Raw genomic sequence first — 18,781 nt, 5'->3', positions numbered from 1 at the left:
CATGACTACCTCTACTCCAGTGTCAGCAGTCGATCAGAGCCTGCTGTACCCGTCTCCGTACAAAGAATTCTGGCAAGCCTTCTCCAAGAACAAAGGCGCAGTTGCCGGCCTGCTGTTCATGTTGCTGATCGTGTTCTGCGCGATCTTCGCCCCTTGGGTTGCACCGCATAACCCGAGCGAGCAATACCGCGACTTCCTGCTCACCCCGCCATCATGGCTGGAAGGCGGGCAGATCCAGTTCCTGCTGGGCACCGATGAACTGGGCCGGGATTTGCTCTCGCGCCTGATCCAGGGTTCGCGCCTGTCGCTGTTGATCGGCTTGTCCTCCGTGGTGATGTCGCTGATCCCGGGCATCCTGCTCGGCCTGTTCGCCGGGTTCTTCCCGCGCCTGCTGGGCCCGACCATCATGCGCTTGATGGACATCATGCTGGCCCTGCCGTCGCTGCTGCTGGCCGTGGCGATTGTCGCCATCCTCGGCCCTGGCCTGATCAACACCGTGATCGCCATCGCCATTGTGTCGCTGCCGTCCTACGTGCGTCTGACCCGCGCCGCAGTGATGGGCGAACTGAACCGCGACTACGTGACCGCCGCGCGCCTGGCCGGTGCCGGCCTGCCCCGCCTGATGTTTATCACCGTGCTGCCCAACTGCATGGCGCCGCTGATCGTGCAGGCCACCTTGAGTTTCTCGTCGGCGATCCTCGATGCCGCCGCCCTGGGCTTCCTCGGCCTTGGCGTACAACCGCCAACGCCGGAGTGGGGCACCATGCTGGCATCGGCCCGCGACTATATCGAACGCGCCTGGTGGGTCGTGAGCTTGCCGGGCTTGACCATTTTGCTCAGCGTGCTGGCAATCAACTTGATGGGTGACGGCCTGCGCGACGCGCTGGACCCGAAACTCAAGAACGCCGCCTGAGGAGATTCCCATGTCACTGTTAGAAATCAAGAATCTCAACGTTCGCTTCGGCGACGAGACCGCCGTGCCAGTGGTCGATGGCCTCGACATTACCGTCGACAAAGGCGAAGTCCTGGCCATCGTTGGCGAGTCGGGCTCGGGTAAATCCGTGACCATGATGGCGCTGATGGGCCTGATCGAGCATCCCGGCATCGTCACCGCCGACGCCCTGAACTTCGACGGCAAGGACATGCTCAAGCTGAGCAACCGCCAGCGTCGCCAGATCGTCGGCAAAGACCTGGCGATGGTGTTCCAGGACCCGATGACTGCGCTGAACCCCAGCTACACCGTGGGCTTCCAGATTGAAGAAGTGCTGCGCCTGCACCTGAAAATGTCTGGCAAGCAAGCGCGCAAGCGCGCCATCGAACTGTTGGAAAAAGTGGAAATCCCTGGCGCTTCCAGCCGTATGGATGCCTACCCGCACCAGCTGTCCGGCGGTATGAGCCAGCGCGTGGCCATCGCCATGGCGATTGCCGGCGAGCCGAAACTGCTGATCGCCGACGAACCGACCACCGCGTTGGACGTCACGATTCAAGCGCAGATCATGGACCTGCTGCTGGCCCTGCAAAAAGAGCAGAACATGGGTCTGGTGCTGATCACTCACGACCTCGCGGTGGTGGCTGAAACCGCCCAGCGCGTGTGCGTGATGTATGCCGGCCAGGCCGTTGAAGTCGGCCAGGTCCCGCAACTGTTCGACATTCCAGCGCACCCTTACAGCGAAGCGCTGCTCAAGGCGATCCCCGAGCACAGCCTGGGCGCCACACGCCTGGCCACGCTGCCGGGTATCGTGCCCGGCCGTTACGACCGCCCGCAAGGTTGCCTGCTGTCGCCGCGCTGCCCGTATGTGCGTGAGAACTGCCGTACCGAGCGCCCTGCGCTCGACCCGAAAACCAACAGCCTTGCGCGCTGCTTCTACCCCTTGAACCAGGAGGTGGCGTAATGGCCGTCGTTCTTACCGCCCGCGACCTGACCCGTCACTACGAAGTGTCCCGTGGCCTGTTCAAGGGCCACGCTACGGTGCGTGCCCTCAATGGTGTGTCTTTCGAACTGGAAGCCGGCAAGACCCTTGCCGTCGTGGGCGAGTCGGGTTGCGGCAAGTCCACCCTGGCCCGCGCCCTCACGCTGATCGAAGAGCCGTCATCCGGCTCGCTTAAAATTGCCGGCCAGGAAGTGGCCGGTGCCGACAAGGCCCAGCGCAAGCAGTTGCGCAAAGACGTACAGATGGTGTTCCAGAGCCCGTACGCCTCGTTGAACCCACGGCAGAAAGTCGGTGATCAGCTCGGCGAGCCGTTGCTGATCAACACCAACCTGTCCGCCGCCGAACGCCGCGAGAAAGTGCAGGCGATGATGAAGCAAGTGGGCCTGCGCCCTGAGCATTATCAGCGCTACCCGCACATGTTCTCCGGTGGCCAGCGCCAGCGTATCGCCCTGGCCCGAGCGATGATGCTGCAACCCAAAGTGCTGGTGGCGGATGAACCGACCTCGGCACTGGACGTGTCGATCCAGGCCCAGGTGCTCAATCTGTTCATGGACCTGCAGCAGGAATTCAACACGGCCTACGTGTTCATCTCCCACAACCTCGCGGTGGTGCAGCACGTTGCCGATGACGTGATGGTGATGTACCTCGGCCGCCCGGTGGAAGTGGGCCCCAAGGAAGACATCTACGCCCGCCCCCTGCACCCGTACACCCAGGCGCTGCTGTCGGCCACGCCGACCATCCACCCGGACCCGAACAAACCCAAGATCAAGATCGTCGGCGAGCTGCCCAACCCACTGAACCCGCCGTCGGGTTGCGCGTTCCACAAGCGTTGCCCGTACGCGACGGCGCGGTGCAGCACCGAGGAGCCGCTGTTGCGGCCGTTGGATAACCGCCAGGTGGCTTGCCACTATGCGGAGCAGTTCGTGGCCTGACGATCGTTCCCACGCTCCGCGTGGGAATGCCGCCTAGGACGCTCCGCGTCCCGCCGTTGAGGTGACGCGGAGCGTCAGGGATGCATTCCCACGCGGAGCGTGGGAACGATCAAAGTCTGAGTTCTACGGCCCTTCCCGCCAGGTTGCGCATCAGCCGGGCGGGAGGGGCTTCTTTTTGCGCACGGCCTATGTCTGGCTGTCGCCTTCGTCCGAATCGTCGCGGTAGTTTCCACCCAAACAATTACAAACTTCCCACACGACTTCCACGCTCTAACTTCAAGCCAAAAAGAAAACTTCTTAAATATGTAACGGCAACTAAAAAACAAAGATAATGCGCTTCTAATTCCATAAAGCCTGATTAAGAATGCCCGACTCTCATCATTAACAAACGGGCTATCTCATGACTGTCATCCGCGAAAAATGCTCTATCTCCAAATCCTTGGAAACCCTTCTTAACGACATCTATGCCGATGATGAGGTTTCAATGGCCGAATACAAGACCCTCCAAGCCGAAGCCGACCTTCGCTGGCAGAAGGTCATTGACGAATTAGGGCCAAACAACACGCTTAAATCGTTTCAGAACTCGATGGATATCTCCATGCATTTGCTGTACCTGAGCGCAGAGTATGCTGCATCGCAGGAAGTTACAGACCTGGGGGAAGCCTATGTAAAAGATGCGATGTATGCACAAGTTGAATACATCCAGGCGGGCACCCAACTGGCATTGAAACTGTTGCGAGTGGGGCAAAACCACCCGTAACTAACCGTCATTTCCTAAATACAAAAAAGGGCGAAGCCATGACAGCTTCGCCCTTTTGTATGCCTCATCAGGAATTGCGGTCACCCTCAGGGGCATCAGGTTTCGCCGTCGTCGAAGGTCACACTGTCTTCCCCTTCATTGATGGGGTTTTCCGGATCCCTGACGTCTGTGGGCTGGGGCTGCGGTTTCCAACTGCCCGAGTTGACCTCGTTCTGCTTTTTCTTGGTGACCGGGCCGGTGTCTTTCCACTGGGGCGCCCCGGCGTCGGCCAACGCCGGAAGGGCCGTCACTCCCAGGATGGCCAGCAACACCAAAGAGATGACACGTTGAGCATTTCGCACGGTAGTCTCCTTTACAGTCGGTGGGTAAACGCTAGACCCGAAGCCGGGTTCTCGCCAATTCATGGCGTTATGAAGATCCAAATGCGGGAGGGGGCAAGCCCTCAATACTGTAGGAGCGAGCTTGCTCGCGAAGAACTCAGGGCCCCCGCGTTTATCCAGAATGAACGCGTTGCCTGGACGTTTTTCGCGAGCAAGCTCGCTCCTACAGTGTGCCCCCTCCCATATTTTGGCTTTGCAGCAGGCATAAAAAAGGGCGAAGCCATCACAGCTTCGCCCTGTTCTTTACCGCTCAGCCCTTAATGATGCTCGCGAGTCGCCCGGAATTTCACATCCGGCCAGCGCTCTTCCATCAGCGCCAGGTTGACCCGGGTCGGCGCCAGGTAAGTCAGGTGACCACCGCCGTCGATCGCCAGGTTTTCCACCGCTTTGTTGGAGAACTCTTCCAACTTCTTCTTATCGCTGCAATCGATCCAGCGCGCGGAGTACACGGTGATCGGCTCATAGGAGCACTCGACCTTGTATTCCTCTTTCAAGCGGCTGGCGACCACGTCGAACTGCAGCACACCCACGGCGCCGAGGATGATGTCGTTGCTGCGCTCGGGGAAGAACACCTGGGTGGCGCCTTCTTCGGCCAACTGTTGCAAGCCCTGGCGCAGTTGCTTGGATTTCAGCGGATCGCGCAGGCGTACGCGGCGGAACAGTTCCGGGGCGAAGTGCGGGATGCCGGTGAAGCCCAGTGCTTCGCCTTCGGTGAAGGTGTCGCCGATCTGGATGGTGCCGTGGTTGTGCAGGCCGATGATGTCGCCGGCGTAGGCTTCTTCGAGCTGTTCACGCTCGGAGGAGAAGAACGTCAGGGCGTCGCCGATGCGCACGTCCTTGCCGGTGCGCACGTGGCGCATCTTCATGCCTTTTTCGTAGCGGCCGGAGCAGATACGCATGAAGGCGATGCGGTCACGGTGCTTGGGGTCCATGTTCGCCTGGATCTTGAACACGAAGCCGGTGAATTTTTCTTCGACCGGTTCCACGGTGCGCTCGTTGGCGACACGGGCAAGGGGCTTCGGTGCCCAATCCACCACGGCGTCGAGGACGTGATCGACACCGAAGTTGCCCAGGGCGGTACCGAAGAACACCGGGGTCAGTTGACCGTCGAGGAACTCCTGCTGGTTGAACTCATGGCAGGCGCCCTGTACCAGTTCGAGCTGGTCGACAAAGCGGTCGTACTCGTCGCCCAGGTGGGCGCGGGCTTCGTCGGAGTCGAGCTTTTCGATGATTTTCACATCGGTGCGCTCATGACCATGGCCGGCGGTGTAGACAATGATGTAGTCGTCGGCCAGGTGGTACACGCCCTTGAAGTCGCGGTAGCAACCAATCGGCCAGGTGATCGGCGCAGCCTTGATCTTCAGGACGGCTTCGATTTCATCCAGCAGCTCGATGGGGTCACGAATATCGCGGTCGAGTTTGTTGATGAAGCTGACAATCGGCGTGTCGCGCAAACGGCACACATCCATCAACGCGATGGTGCGTGGCTCGACGCCTTTACCGCCGTCGAGGACCATCAGCGCCGAGTCCACCGCAGTGAGGGTGCGGTAGGTGTCTTCGGAGAAGTCTTCGTGGCCTGGGGTGTCGAGCAGATTGACCATGTGGTCGCGATACGGGAACTGCATGACCGACGTGGTAATGGAAATACCCCGTTGCTTCTCCATCTCCATCCAGTCGGATGTCGCATGGCGGTCGGATTTGCGGGATTTCACCGTGCCGGCCACCGCGATTGCCTTGCCCATCAGCAGGAGCTTTTCGGTGATGGTGGTTTTACCGGCATCGGGGTGGGAAATAATAGCGAAAGTGCGGCGTTTCGCGACTTCGGCGGCCTGGTGGGTCATGGGAAATCGCCTGGCAGGTGAGTCAAAAAAGGGCGGCGAGTATAGCGCAAACCCAGGGTTACAGACCACCGTTGAGCCCATTGGGGGTGGCTAAATGCTCCCAAGTGTGGAACCTTTTAAAAGGTAGAGACGTCCACTCCCCTGCTATCGCACTCGGAACAGGGGCTGAAAAATCAGCAAGTTAGCCTGACGAGGCTGCGCTCATGGCTCGATCGCATACTGCGTTGCCAGTATCGGCGAGCTGCTTTTCGCGAACTCATTCAGAGGCAGCCAGCCATGGCATTGCCACCGGAGAATGTGTTCGCCGACAAAAGAAAAAAAGGAGTCCGCCTGTGGCTATTCGCTATGGCAAAGGGCTGATAGGAGGTGCGGTTGTCGTCGCGCTCCTGGCCCTGCTGGTCCACTGGATCGGCATCAACACGATCGAACTGTACCGCGACGATTTGTTGTTTTACCTGCAAGCTCATCTGATTCTGGTTTTAGTTTCCATGCTGGCCGCCCTGATTGTGGGCCTCCCCGCCGGCATCCTGCTCAGTCGACCGAACATGGTCGGGCGTGCAGAACGCTTCATGCAGATCTTCAACATCGGCAACACCGTCCCTCCCCTGGCCGTACTGGCCATCGCCCTCGGCGTCCTCGGCATCGGCAGCGGCCCGGCCATTTTCGCGCTGTTCCTCGCCTCCCTCCTGCCCATCGTGCGCAACACGTACGAAGGCCTGAAAAACGTTCAAGGCTCGCTGAAAGAAGCCGCCACCGGTATCGGCATGACGCCACGCCAGGTGCTGTTTCGCGTGGAGTTGCCCAACGCCGTGCCGATCATCATCGGTGGCGTGCGTGTGGCCCTGGCGATCAACGTCGGCACCGCACCGCTGGCGTTCCTGATCGGCGCCAACAGCCTGGGCAGCCTGATCTTCCCCGGCATCGCCCTGAACAACCAGCCGCAACTGCTGCTCGGTGCCGCATGCACCGCACTGCTGGCATTGCTGCTCGACGGCCTGGTGACCATGGCCAGCCGCCTCTGGCTGGAACGCGGGTTGCGTCCGTCTTAAGGCTTGGCAAAGGAAATCACATGAAAAAACTGACCTTGATATTGAGCTGCGTCCTGCTGTTTGCAGGTTTTGCGCAAGCCGCTGAAAAACCGGTAATCCGCATCGGCGCACGGGTGTTCACCGAACAGACCCTGCTCGCCGAAATCACCTCCCAGTACCTGCGCACCAAGGGCTACGACGCCCGCGTGACCGGTGGCCTGGGCAGTAACCTGGCGCGCAGCGCCCAGGAAAGCGGGCAACTGGACCTGATCTGGGAATACACCGGCGTGTCGCTGGTGGCGTACAACCACATCGACGAGAAACTCGACAGCGCTCAGTCCTACGCTCGCGTGAAGGAACTCGACGCAAAAAAAGGCCTGGTCTGGCTCTCGCCGTCGCGCTTCAGCAACACCTACGCCCTGGCGTTGCCGGAGAAAGTCGCCAAGGAACATCCCGAAATCAACAGCATCAGTGACCTCACCCACGCCATGGCCGCAGACACCCGGGAACACCGCCTGGTCGCCCTGGACACCGAGTTCGCCAACCGCTCCGACGGCCTGGCCGGCATGGTCAAGCTGTACGACATGAACCTCACGCGCAAAAACACCCGGCAGATGGACGCCGGGCTGGTCTACACCGCGCTGCGCAATGGCCAGGTGTTTGCCGGCCTGGTCTACACCACCGACGGTCGCCTGAATGCCTTCAAACTGAAGCTGCTCGAAGACGACAAGCACTACTTCCCGGACTACACCGCCGCCCCGGTGATCCGCCAGGAATATCTCGACCAGCACCCGCAACTGGCGGCCGAGCTCAAGCCACTGGCCGCGCTGTTCGACGACGCAACCATGCGCCAGCTGAATGCGCGGGTCGACGTCGACCATGAAAGCCCGTCCGCTGTTGCCGCAGATTTCCTGCGCCAGCACCCGATCAATCAATAAGAGGAAAAGACATGGAATTTCTCAACGCCTTTTCTCATCTTGATTGGGCCCAAGTCCTGCAACTGACCTGGCAGCACATCACCCTGGTCGGCGTCGCGGTTGTCCTCGCGATCTTGATCGGCGTGCCCCTGGGCATCCTGATGACGCGTTTCCCGACCCTGGCCGGCCCGCTGCAGGCCAGCGCTACGGTGCTGCTGACCGTACCGTCCATCGCGCTGTTCGGCCTGTTGCTGCCGTTCTACTCCAAGTTCGGCCAGGGCCTGGGGCCGATGCCGGCGATCACCGCCGTGTTTCTCTATTCCCTGTTGCCAATCATGCGTAACACCTACCTGGCGCTCACCGGTGTCGAACCGGGCATTCGCGAGGCCGCCAAAGGCATCGGCATGACCTTCGCCCAGCGCCTGCGCATGGTCGAGCTGCCGATTGCCGTGCCGGTGATCCTCGCCGGTGTGCGCACCGCCGTGGTGATGAACATCGGCGTGATGACCATCGCCGCCACCATCGGTGCCGGCGGCCTGGGTGTACTTATTCTGGCTTCCATCAGCCGCAGCGACATGTCGATGCTGATCGTCGGCGCCGTACTGGTCAGTCTCCTGGCCATCTTTGCCGACCTGCTCTTGCAATGGCTGCAACGCTCGCTGACTCCAAAAGGATTGCTCAAATGATCGAACTTCAAAACCTGTCCAAGACTTTTCAAAGCAACGGCAAGACTGTCACCGCCGTCAACGATGTCAGCCTGACCGTCAACGAAGGCGAGATTTGTGTGTTCCTCGGCCCTTCGGGCTGCGGCAAGAGCACCACGCTGAAAATGATCAATCGCCTGATCAAGCCCACCTCGGGCAAGATCCTGATCAACGGCGAAGACACCACCGACCTCGATGAAGTGACCCTGCGGCGCAATATCGGCTATGTGATCCAGCAGATCGGCCTGTTCCCGAACATGACCATCGAAGAAAACATCGTCGTGGTGCCCAAACTGCTCGGCTGGGACAAGCAGAAATGCCACGACCGCGCCCGCGAGCTGATGAGCATGATCAAGCTGGAACCCAAGCAGTATCTGCATCGCTATCCGCGTGAACTGTCGGGCGGGCAGCAACAGCGCATCGGCGTGATCCGCGCCCTGGCGGCGGATGCCCCGTTGCTGCTGATGGATGAACCGTTCGGCGCGGTCGACCCGATCAACCGCGAGATGATCCAGAACGAGTTCTTCGAGATGCAGCGTGCGCTGAACAAGACCGTGATCATGGTCAGCCACGACATCGACGAGGCCATCAAGCTGGGCGACAAGATTGCGATCTTCCGCGCCGGCAAGCTGCTGCAGATCGACCATCCCGATACGCTGCTGGCGCACCCGGCGGACGAGTTCGTGAGCAATTTCGTCGGCCAGGACAGCACCCTCAAGCGCCTGCTGCTGGTGAAGGCCGAAGATGCCGCGGACAACGCGCCGTCGGTGAGCCCGGAAACGCCGGTAGCCGATGCACTGGAGCTGATGGACGAGCACGACCGGCGCTATGTGGTGGTCACCTGCGCCGAGAATAAGGCGCTGGGCTATGTACGCCGTCGCGACTTGCACCGTCAGACCGGTACCTGCGGCCAGTACCTGCGCGAATTCAACGCCACCGCCGCGTATGACGAGCACTTGCGCATCCTGCTGTCGCGGATGTACGAGTTCAACCGTTCGTGGTTGCCGGTGATGGATGCGGAGCGGGTGTTTTTGGGTGAGGTGACCCAGGAGTCGATTGCCGATTATCTGAGTTCCGGTAAGTCGCGTGGGGGCAAGACCAGTATCGTTTCGCCTGCAGAGACCGCACTGGCCTGACACAAAGCGGTAAAAAAATGTGGGAGGGGGCTTGCTCCCGATAGCGGTGGGTCAGTCACTGAGGTATTGGCTGACCCACCGCTATCGGGGGCAAGCCCCCTCCCACATTGGCTCTGCAGGGTGTCAGGGAAATGCACTCAATTCGCCCATCCGGGGAACATCAATCCGTCACACCGGTCGGTTACATAGTAGCTGCACGGGGTCGCGCGACGAACGCGTGCAAAAACGCGACATTTTTAGTTGATCCCACGCCCATCAAGCCCTAAAGTTCGCGCCGAACGTCCATGCTGGAAACGATCCATCCGGCTCAAGTACTGACGACGAGACAGCAAGGCCAAGGGAAGCGTATCCCATGGCCTTTTTGCTTTCGGCGACATGCCTTGGGAAGTAGGCGAACCAAAGTGGGGATACGGAGGACGTTCAGTTGCACCCATTGATTACTACAGTTTGCCCTTAGGAGTTCCCAGCATGTCGATCAACGTCGAAGACTATTTCGCGCGCGCCACGTTTGACAAAATGAAGGCGTTCGCCGACAAGCAAGAAACCCCGTTCGTGGTGATCGACACCGCGATGATCAGCCAGGCCTACGATGACCTGCGCGCCGGTTTCGAATTCGCCAAGGTGTATTACGCGGTCAAGGCCAACCCGGCTGTCGAGATCATCGACCTGTTGAAAGACAAGGGTTCGAGCTTCGACATCGCGTCGATCTACGAGCTGGACAAGGTCATGGACCGCGGCGTCAGCGCCGACCGTATCAGCTACGGCAACACCATCAAGAAGTCCAAGGACATCCGCTACTTCTATGAGAAAGGCGTGCGCCTGTTCTCCACCGACTCCGAAGCCGACCTGCGTAACATCGCCAAGGCCGCGCCGGGCTCGAAAGTCTATGTGCGTATCCTCACCGAAGGCTCCACCACGGCTGACTGGCCGTTGTCGCGCAAGTTCGGCTGCCAGACCGACATGGCCATGGACCTGCTGATCCTCGCCCGCGACCTGGGCCTGGTGCCTTACGGCATCTCGTTCCACGTCGGCTCGCAGCAGCGCGACATCAGCGTATGGGATGCGGCGATCGCCAAGGTCAAAGTGATCTTCGAACGCCTGAAGGAAGAAGACGGCATTCATCTGAAGCTGATCAACATGGGCGGCGGCTTCCCGGCCAACTACATCACCCGCACCAACAGCCTGGAAACCTACGCCGAGGAAATCATCCGTTTCCTCAAGGAAGACTTCGGTGATGAACTGCCGGAAATCATCCTCGAACCCGGCCGCTCGTTGATCGCCAACGCCGGCATCCTGGTCAGCGAAGTGGTGCTGGTGGCGCGTAAATCGCGCACCGCCGTCGAGCGTTGGGTGTACACGGACGTGGGCAAATTCTCCGGCCTGATCGAAACCATGGACGAAGCCATCAAGTTCCCGATCTGGACCGAGAAAAAAGGCGAGATGGAAGAAGTGGTCATCGCCGGCCCGACCTGCGACAGCGCCGACATCATGTACGAAAACTACAAGTACGGCCTGCCGCTGAACCTGGCCATTGGTGACCGCATGTACTGGCTGTCGACCGGTGCCTATACCACCAGCTACAGCGCAGTTGAGTTCAATGGGTTTCCGCCGTTGAAGTCGTTTTACGTGTAAGCACGCTGCGTATAAAAAACCCATGACGTGTCATGGGTTTTTTTATGGCTGTCAGGTGGAATGTCGCGCATTTCGTCAGGCAGATAGCTCACGCAGCGCTGCCGTCGCCAGAAAACCTGACCGCGACGCATACCGATGATCCTTCAGCACCCGCTCGTCAATGCGCAACAGCAACTGTTCCGGCAAGGAAGCGTTAAAACGGACTGACTTGCCCAGATAAGGCGTGAGATCAAAGTCGACTATCGCCCATACACCGCCGACAAAATCCGGATTATCCAAATGTGCATCGACCTCCAGCGCCTGGGGGAGCACTTCCTGATCGGCAACCAATCCTTCCAGATGCAGCGCGATCGCCTCACGCACATTGTCCAGCGCTTCGGAAAAAGATCCTCCGGCCGAGAAACATCCCGGAATATCCGGAACCGTCACGCTGTAATCCGAATCAGCATCTTTATGGACTACCACGGGAAATTTCATTGTTCCTCCTCTGAATGAGCTTCTCGGAGCTCATTCAACTTATCAATCGGGGCCATCATTTCAGGCCTGCCGATCTGAAAATACTATGCAGAGTGCCCTTTGCAAGTTCTGACTTGGGATGAGGGACCGTCACCCGCCCTCGCTTCACTGGATGTTTGAATTGGTGATGACTACCCTTCACCGCCACCTCAAACCAACCGTCCGCCACCAGTAGCTCAATCACCTCTCGACTTCTCATCGCCTCACCCTTGGTGTGTATATTACACACGCCAGTCAGCAATGCGCTTTTTTATACACACGAGTCACACCAATGAAAAAGCCCGCTTAACCTTCAAGCGGGCTTATGTGACGGAATGATGACGATGTGCGAGCTATTTTCGCCACCGATCAAATGTCAGTTTTTGTGCCCCGGTCTGGCTCAGATGAGTTAAGAGAGATCGGCAGCCCGGTGCCGAAAGGCTTCAGCCATCGCGCGAATCTGTGGATGGTTGGCCGCTGCCAGCGTCTGGTGTGCTATCCGTAAGAACTTGAGATTCCCGCCTGCCAGCGCCTTGTACAACCACTCCAGTGCCGCTTCGATTCGGCCACTATCCGCCAACACCGCCGCATAACTGAACTGCCCACGAAAATCCCCGGCTTCGGCTGAACGCCGGTACCACTCAACGGCCGCTTCAAAATCCCTCGGGCAATACTGCCCGTCTTCCAGATAACGCCCCACCAGGTTCATCGACTTGGCATGGCCCTGCTCTGCCGCCTGGCGATAAAGCATCAGCGCTTGGGCCTGATCTTGCACAACGCCACGACCGGTCGCCAATAGGTTGGCATAGTTGTACTGCCCCCAATCCAGCCCGGCCTCTGCTGCCAACCGGTATTCACGCGCAGCCGCCGCCTCATCCACCGTGCAACCCCAACCATGCTCCAGACACCGCCCAATCATATTGCGCGCCATCAAATGCCCGCCCTGGGCGGCAATCCGGAACCAGCGCAACGCCAGTGTTTCATCGCGTGCGATGCCGCGTCCTTCCAGCAGGATCTGCCCGAGCAAGGCCTGGGCATCGACCACGCCTTCCCTGGCCGCGATCAGGATCGCCTGGGCCGCGCGCACCGGGGAATCATCAAGCATCGATTGCAGCTGCTCGACGTTGAGCACTTCCTGGCGACGCAATAAAAAGCCCATCTCAGACCTCGACCCAACGACGCAGCAGGTTGTGATAGGTGCCGGTGAGCTGGATCAGCGCCGGGTGATCGGGCACGTCGCGGCTCAGTTGCTGGATGGCGCCGTCCATTTCGAACAGCAGGGTGCGCTGGCTGTCTTCGCGCACCAGGCTCTGGGTCCAGAAAAACGAGGCGTAGCGCGCGCCGCGTGTCACCGCGTTGACCTTGTGCAGGCTGGAGCCGGGGTACAGCACCATATCGCCGGCGGGGAGCTTGACGCGCTGCAGGCCGAAAGTGTCCTGGATTTCCAGTTCGCCGCCGTCGTATTCGTCGGGGTCGCTGAAAAACAGCGTGGACGACAGATCGGTGCGCACGCGCTCGTGGCTGCCTTTGGGTTGTCGCACGGCGTTGTCGATATGGAAGTCGAAACTGCCACCGGCGGTGTAACAGTTGAGCAACGGCGGAAACACCTTGTGCGGTAACGCCGCTGACATAAACAGCGGGTTGCTCCACAAGCGCTCCAGCATCGCCGCGCCGATTTCCTTGGCCAACGGGTGGCCTTCGGGCAATTGCAGGTTGTGCTTGGCCTTGGCCGATTGATGGCCGGCAGTGACTTTGCCGTCGGCCCATTCGGCCGCTTCCAGGGCTTGGCGAATGCGCTGCACTTCCTCGCGCGAGAACAGGCCGGGAATATGCAGCAACATGGGGCAATACCTGCGATCAGAGGGGTGCCAATGGTATTGATTCTTATCCTCTGTGTAAAACGTCGAGACGAACGAGTCCGTAAAAACCGTAAGCAAAAAGTGTAAAGAATGTAAATTCGATGCGAATAGCAATGTATCGCAATTGATAGAAAGTCTTGTTAGCCCTATATTCCGCGACCTCACATCCTTGGGGAAAGGACACGTCATGTCGCGCATCACACCAACAACCACCGCCAGTTCACCACGCATGCTGGCTTCGGCCATCGGCGTAGCCCTCAGCGCCAGCTCTGCCGCCCACTTGGCGCAGGCGGCTGAGAACACCGAGCAACAAGGCGAGCGCAACCCTATCTCCCTCGGTGCCACTAACATTACCGGTCAGGAGCAGGTCACCCCTTCCTATCAGGTAGAAAAAGCCGCTTCGCAGAAATACACCGCACCGCTGGTAGACACACCGCGCTCGGTCACCGTGGTCCCGCAGCAAGTGCTCAAGGACACCGCCGCCACCTCGCTGCAGGACGCCCTGCGCACCGTACCGGGGATTACCTTCGGCGCCGGTGAAGGCGGCAACCCCCAGGGCGACCGTCCGTTCATCCGTGGTTTCGACGCCCAAGGCGACACCTACCTGGACGGCGTGCGCGATACCGGCGGCCAGAGCCGGGAGATCTTCGACATTGAATCGATCGAAGTCAGCAAGGGCCCCAACTCCTCCTTCGGCGGTCGCGGCTCAGCCGGTGGCAGCCTCAACCTGGTGAGCAAAACCCCACAAGCGCGGGACTTCACCAACGGCGGCTTCACCTACGGTTCCGACCAGACCCGCCGCTACGTGCTCGACGTGAACCGCCAGTTCCTCGACGACAGCGCGGCATTTCGCCTGAACCTGATGAGCCACGAACAAAACGTAGCCGGTCGCGACGCAATCAATTACGACCGCTGGGGTGTGGCGCCGTCGCTGACCTTTGGCCTGGGCACACCGACCCGCGTCAACCTCAGCTACTACCACATGGAAAGCGACGACCTGCCGGATTCGGGAATGCCGTATGGCTACGGTTCGTCGACCGCCACCGCCCACGGGCATGACAAACCCGACGACGGGGGCGACAGCAACAATTTCTATGGCTTGAAGAGCCGTGACTTCCGCAAGACCCGCGCCGACATCAGCACGTTCTCCATCGAGCATGACCTGAACGACAACATGACGCTGAAGAACACCCTGCGCCACGGCAGCACCGGCCAGGACTATGTGCTCACCCAGCCGGATGACAGCAAGCTCAACGTCAACAAGTTCGGCACTGTCTGGCGCCGGGCCAACAGCCGCGTGTCCACCACCACCACGACCACCAACCAGACCGACCTGTTCGGCAGCTTCCAGGCGCTGGGCTTCAAGAACACCTACTCCACCGGCCTGGAATTCACCGGTGAAGAAACCCGTGTCAGCGGCTATACCGTCAGCCCCAACGCCAACCCGGTGTGCACCGTGGCCAAAGGCAGCCTGGGTGGCCAGTGCACCTCGCTGAGCAACCCGAACCCGGACGATGCCTGGAACGGCAGCGTCGCGCGCAACTACAACGGCACCAACACCAAGGCCACCAGCCGCGCCGCCTACGTGTTCGACACCATCGAGCTGGATCCGAAATGGCTGCTGAACGTCGGCCTGCGCTACGACACGTTCGATACCGAAGCCAACACCAACGCCATCACCGGGCGCAGCAAAATCAAGGATGACAGCCAGTTCTTTAACTGGCAGGCGGGCCTGGTGTGGAAGCCGCTGGACAACGGCAGCATCTACGCTTCCTACGCGACGTCGGCCACCCCGGCCGGTGGTCTGGTGGGTGAAGGCGCCGATGGCAACCCGCTGTCAGCCGGTGCCGCCATCAGCGACCTGCAGCCGGAAGAGACGGTCAACTACGAGCTGGGCACCAAGTGGGACCTGTTCCACGACCGCCTGTCCCTGACCGCCGCCGTGTTCCGTACCGAGAAGAAAAACACCCGCGTCCTGGTTGATGCCCTCACCTACGAGAACGCCGGCGAATCACGGGTCGACGGCGTCGAGTTGTCCGCCAGCGGCAAGCTGACCGAGCACTGGCAAGTGTTCGCCGGGTACACCTACCTGGACAGCGAACTGGTCAAGTCCGGCCTCAACGGGCGTAACGGCGTGGTGAGCGCCGGTTCCAATACCGGCAACCAGATGCCCAACACGCCGAAGAACTCGTTCAGTCTGTGGACCACCTACGACATCACGCCCAAGCTGACCGTCGGCGGCGGCGCCTTCTATGTCGACGAGGTTTACGGCGATGCGGGCAACACCGTGTACGTGCCGTCTTACACCCGCTACGACGCCATGGCCAGCTACAAGCTGACTAAAAACGTCGACCTGCAATTGAACGTGCAGAACCTGACCGACAAAACCTACTACGACAAGGCTTACGCCTCGCACTTCGCCAACCAGGCGGCCGGTCGGACGGCGTTGCTGACCACCAGCTTCCACTTCTAAGCGCAAGCGCGCCACGACTTGAGCCCCACGCATCGGATGCGTGGGGCTTTTGCATGCTAAACAGAATATTTCTCGATAAGCCACGGCATAATGCGCGCCGTGACATTCATAACCAGTTGAGCGAGGCGGTCCGACGTGTTGAAGAAAACCCTGTTCCAGTTGCACTGGTTCTTCGGCATCACTGCCGGGCTGGTGCTGGCCTTGATGGGGATCACCGGGGCTGCGTACTCCTTCCAGGATGAAATACTGCGGGCGCTGAACCCGCAGGTCTTGCATGTTGAAAAGCGCGAAGCCGGGGTGCTGCCGCCCGCCGAACTGGTGCGCAAACTGGAAGCCACCGAAGGCAACACCGTGGCGATGCTCTGGGTGGAACGCGACAGCGGCAACGCCGGGCGCGTGTCCTTCACCCCGCCACCGGGCGAGCGCCGGGGCCCGCTACGCTACTTCGATCCGTATACCGGCGACTACCTGGGCGACGCCGTCGGCCAGGATGTATTCGGCTTCATCCTGCAGTTGCACCGCTTCCTGGCCATGGGCGACACCGGGCGCACGATCACTGGCGCCTGCACCCTGATCCTGCTGTTCTTCTGCCTCTCCGGCCTGTACCTGCGCTGGCCGCGCCAGGTAAAGAACTGGCGCGTGTGGTTGACCCTGGACTGGCGTAAAAAAGGCCGCAGCTTCAATTGGGACCTGCACTCGGTGTTCGGCACCTGGTGCCTGCTGTTTTATCTGCTGGCGGCACTGACCGGGCTGTATTGGTCGTACGACTGGTACAACCGAGGCGTGACCCAACTGCTGTCCGACGCGCCGCAGAACGAGCGCACGCTCAAGCGCGGCCCGCCGCCGGCTGGCCCTGCGCCCGTGGCCAACTACGTGACCAACTATGAAGCCATCTGGAGCAGCATCTACAGCAACGCGGGGCCTGGCTTGAGCGCCTACAACATCCGTCTGCCGGCCGTCGCCGGGCAACCGGCCACCGTGTATTACCTGCTGGAAGACTCACCCCATGACCGTGCACTGAACCAGATCAACCTGGACCCGGCCACCGGCGAGGTCAAATCCCATGAGCGCTACGCCAGCAAAAGTTATAAGTCGCAGTTGTTGACCAGCGTCTATGCCCTGCACACCGGCAGCTATTGGGGGCTGGCAGGACGGATCGTGCTCACCCTGAGCGCGTTGTGCATGCCGCTGTTCTTCATTACCGGCTGGTTGCTGTACCTCGACCGGCGCCGCAAAAAACGCCATGTAAGGGACGCACGCAAGGGTCTTGACGCCCACTCCAGCGATGCCCCGGCCTGGTTGATCGGCTTCGCCAGCCAGAGCGGTTTCGCCGAACAATTGGCCTGGCAGACGGCCGGGCAATTGCAGGCGGCAGGTCTGCCGGTGAAGGTGCAGCCCTTGGGCACGCTTAGCCAGCACGACCTGAGTCAGTCGGAAAATGCCTTGTTCGTGGTCAGTACGTTCGGCGACGGCGAAGCCCCCGACAGCGCCCGTGGCTTCGAACGCAGCGTGCTCGGCCAGGACGTGTCCCTCAAGGGCCTGAACTACTCGGTGCTGGCCCTGGGTGACCGGCAGTACGAGCACTTTTGCGGCTTTGCCCGGCGCCTGCATTTCTGGCTGACCCACCAGGGCGGCAACCCGCTGTTTGCGCCGGTGGAAGTCGACAGCGGCGATACCGAGGCGTTGCTGACCTGGCAACAGCAACTCGGCCAGCTCACCGGCCACACGCCGGCAGCGGCCTGGCAGACCGCCCAGTTCGAACACTGGACCCTGCGCCAACGCACCCTGCTCAACCCTGGCAGCGTCGGCGCGCCCGTGTACCTGCTCGGCCTCACACCGCCCTCGCCCCTCAGTTGGCAGGCCGGTGACCTGGTGGAAATCCTGCCGCGCAATAGCCCGCGAGCGGTCGAGCACTTCCTGGCAGGGCTGGGCCTGGCCGGCAGCGAGGGCGTGTTGATTGAGGGCCTGGCGCAAACGCTCAACCAGGCCCTGGCCACACGCCAATTGCCGGACAACCGCACCCATCTGGTCGGCCTGCATGCCCAGGCACTGGTCGATGCGCTGGTACCGCTGGGCATGCGTGAATACTCGATCGCCTCGATTGCCAGCGACGGTGTGCTGGAGCTGATCGTGCGCCAGGAACGCCACCCGGATGGCAGCCTGGGCCTGGGTTCCGGCTGGCTGACTGAACACGCCGCCATTGGCGCGGGCATCAGCCTGCGCCTGCGGCGCAACAGCGGTTTCCATCTGCCCGAAGCAGCGGTGCCGCTGATCCTGCTGGGCAACGGCACGGGCCTGGCCGGCCTGCGCAGCTTGCTCAAGGCGCGCATCGCCGACGGTCAGCAGCGTAACTGGCTGCTGTTCGGCGAACGCCATATCGCCCACGACTACCTGTGCCAGGCAGAACTGCAAGGCTGGCTGGCCAGTGGTGATCTGGCCCTGCTGGACCTGGCGTTTTCGCGGGACCAAGAGGAGAAAATCTACGTGCAGGACCGCCTGCGTGAATCGGCGGATGTGCTGCGCAAATGGCTGGCCGATGGCGCAGCGATTTATGTGTGCGGCAGCTTGCAGGGGATGGCGACGGGGGTGGATCAGGCGCTGGTGGATATCCTCGGCAGTGAAGCGGTAGAGCGCTTGATCGAGCAAGGCCGCTATCGCCGGGATGTGTACTGAGACCTTACAGGCACTGAAGA

General features: G+C 60.6%; 17 protein-coding genes. 11 read left to right on the top strand and 6 right to left on the bottom strand.

What is annotated here, in order from left to right:
- Position 1: 1 nt before the first annotated feature.
- The 4 genes from C4J84_RS04230 to C4J84_RS04215 all read left to right on the top strand — a co-directional run bounded on the left by C4J84_RS04230 (position 2) and on the right by C4J84_RS04215 (position 3,623).
- Positions 2 to 913 carry an ABC transporter permease subunit gene (locus tag C4J84_RS04230; protein WP_057724524.1) on the top strand — a complete coding sequence of 304 codons (912 nt, stop codon included), beginning with the start codon at positions 2 to 4 and terminating at the stop codon, positions 911 to 913.
- Between the two features lie 10 nt (positions 914 to 923).
- Positions 924 to 1,892 (top strand): ABC transporter ATP-binding protein, encoded by a 969-nt coding sequence (locus C4J84_RS04225; protein ID WP_124361270.1) that lies wholly within the window; start codon positions 924 to 926, stop codon positions 1,890 to 1,892.
- Complete coding sequence (locus tag C4J84_RS04220) at positions 1,892 to 2,863, top strand: peptide ABC transporter ATP-binding protein (RefSeq protein WP_124361269.1); 972 nt, start codon at positions 1,892 to 1,894, stop codon at positions 2,861 to 2,863. The genes C4J84_RS04225 and C4J84_RS04220 overlap by 1 nt, the downstream gene beginning before the upstream one ends.
- Positions 2,864 to 3,263: 400 nt before the next feature.
- Complete coding sequence (locus C4J84_RS04215; RefSeq protein ID WP_124369639.1) at positions 3,264 to 3,623, top strand: hypothetical protein; 360 nt, start codon at positions 3,264 to 3,266, stop codon at positions 3,621 to 3,623.
- Positions 3,624 to 3,718: 95 nt separating this feature from the next.
- Here the strand turns inward: C4J84_RS04215 and C4J84_RS04210 are convergent, their stop codons facing one another.
- The gene (locus tag C4J84_RS04210) at positions 3,719 to 3,964 is read right to left on the bottom strand and encodes a hypothetical protein (RefSeq protein WP_124434959.1); all 246 of its coding nucleotides are present in this window, start codon (positions 3,962 to 3,964) and stop codon (positions 3,719 to 3,721) included.
- Between the two features lie 296 nt (positions 3,965 to 4,260).
- Positions 4,261 to 5,844, bottom strand: a complete 1,584-nt coding sequence (locus tag C4J84_RS04205) for a peptide chain release factor 3 (RefSeq protein ID WP_049710031.1) — start codon at positions 5,842 to 5,844, stop codon at positions 4,261 to 4,263.
- Between the two features lie 332 nt (positions 5,845 to 6,176).
- Between C4J84_RS04205 and C4J84_RS04200 the strand changes: the two genes are divergently transcribed.
- The 5 genes from C4J84_RS04200 (at position 6,177) to C4J84_RS04180 (ending at position 11,261) form a co-directional block, all read left to right on the top strand.
- Complete coding sequence (locus C4J84_RS04200) at positions 6,177 to 6,893, top strand: ABC transporter permease (protein ID WP_124365807.1); 717 nt, start codon at positions 6,177 to 6,179, stop codon at positions 6,891 to 6,893.
- Between the two features lie 20 nt (positions 6,894 to 6,913).
- The gene (locus C4J84_RS04195) at positions 6,914 to 7,810 is read left to right on the top strand and encodes a glycine betaine ABC transporter substrate-binding protein (RefSeq protein WP_124369637.1); all 897 of its coding nucleotides are present in this window, start codon (positions 6,914 to 6,916) and stop codon (positions 7,808 to 7,810) included.
- 11 nt (positions 7,811 to 7,821) lie between these two features.
- Entirely contained in the window at positions 7,822 to 8,475 is a 654-nt protein-coding gene (locus C4J84_RS04190) for an ABC transporter permease (RefSeq protein ID WP_124361264.1), read from the top strand.
- Positions 8,472 to 9,629, top strand: coding sequence for a betaine/proline/choline family ABC transporter ATP-binding protein (locus C4J84_RS04185; RefSeq protein ID WP_124369636.1), 1,158 nt, complete (start codon positions 8,472 to 8,474; stop codon positions 9,627 to 9,629). The genes C4J84_RS04190 and C4J84_RS04185 overlap by 4 nt, the downstream gene beginning before the upstream one ends.
- Before the next feature lie 468 nt (positions 9,630 to 10,097).
- Positions 10,098 to 11,261, top strand: a complete 1,164-nt coding sequence (locus tag C4J84_RS04180) for a type III PLP-dependent enzyme (RefSeq protein WP_124361263.1) — start codon at positions 10,098 to 10,100, stop codon at positions 11,259 to 11,261.
- A 75-nt stretch (positions 11,262 to 11,336) separates the two neighbouring features.
- Here C4J84_RS04180 and C4J84_RS04175 read toward each other — a convergent pair whose 3' ends face one another.
- The 4 genes from C4J84_RS04175 to C4J84_RS04160 form a co-directional block, all read right to left on the bottom strand.
- A complete protein-coding gene (locus tag C4J84_RS04175; RefSeq protein WP_124369635.1) occupies positions 11,337 to 11,738 on the bottom strand; it encodes a type II toxin-antitoxin system HicB family antitoxin in 402 nt (133 codons plus the stop codon).
- Positions 11,739 to 11,793: 55 nt separating this feature from the next.
- The gene (locus tag C4J84_RS04170; protein ID WP_124369634.1) at positions 11,794 to 11,976 is read right to left on the bottom strand and encodes a type II toxin-antitoxin system HicA family toxin; all 183 of its coding nucleotides are present in this window, start codon (positions 11,974 to 11,976) and stop codon (positions 11,794 to 11,796) included.
- Between the two features lie 189 nt (positions 11,977 to 12,165).
- Positions 12,166 to 12,915, bottom strand: coding sequence for a tetratricopeptide repeat protein (locus tag C4J84_RS04165; RefSeq protein WP_124369633.1), 750 nt, complete (start codon positions 12,913 to 12,915; stop codon positions 12,166 to 12,168).
- Between the two features lies 1 nt (position 12,916).
- Positions 12,917 to 13,597 carry a Fe2+-dependent dioxygenase gene (locus C4J84_RS04160; RefSeq protein ID WP_124361261.1) on the bottom strand — a complete coding sequence of 227 codons (681 nt, stop codon included), beginning with the start codon at positions 13,595 to 13,597 and terminating at the stop codon, positions 12,917 to 12,919.
- Between the two features lie 205 nt (positions 13,598 to 13,802).
- Between C4J84_RS04160 and C4J84_RS04155 the strand changes: the two genes are divergently transcribed.
- Positions 13,803 to 16,088, top strand: coding sequence for a TonB-dependent siderophore receptor (locus C4J84_RS04155; protein ID WP_124434958.1), 2,286 nt, complete (start codon positions 13,803 to 13,805; stop codon positions 16,086 to 16,088).
- A 135-nt stretch (positions 16,089 to 16,223) separates the two neighbouring features.
- Positions 16,224 to 18,761 carry a sulfite reductase flavoprotein subunit alpha gene (locus C4J84_RS04150; protein WP_124434957.1) on the top strand — a complete coding sequence of 846 codons (2,538 nt, stop codon included), beginning with the start codon at positions 16,224 to 16,226 and terminating at the stop codon, positions 18,759 to 18,761.
- Positions 18,762 to 18,781 lie beyond the last annotated feature (20 nt).

It is taken from the genome of Pseudomonas sp. R11-23-07, from assembly GCF_003852295.1.
GTDB lineage: Bacteria > Pseudomonadota > Gammaproteobacteria > Pseudomonadales > Pseudomonadaceae > Aquipseudomonas.
This window is presented reverse-complemented; position numbering and strand designations above follow the sequence as displayed.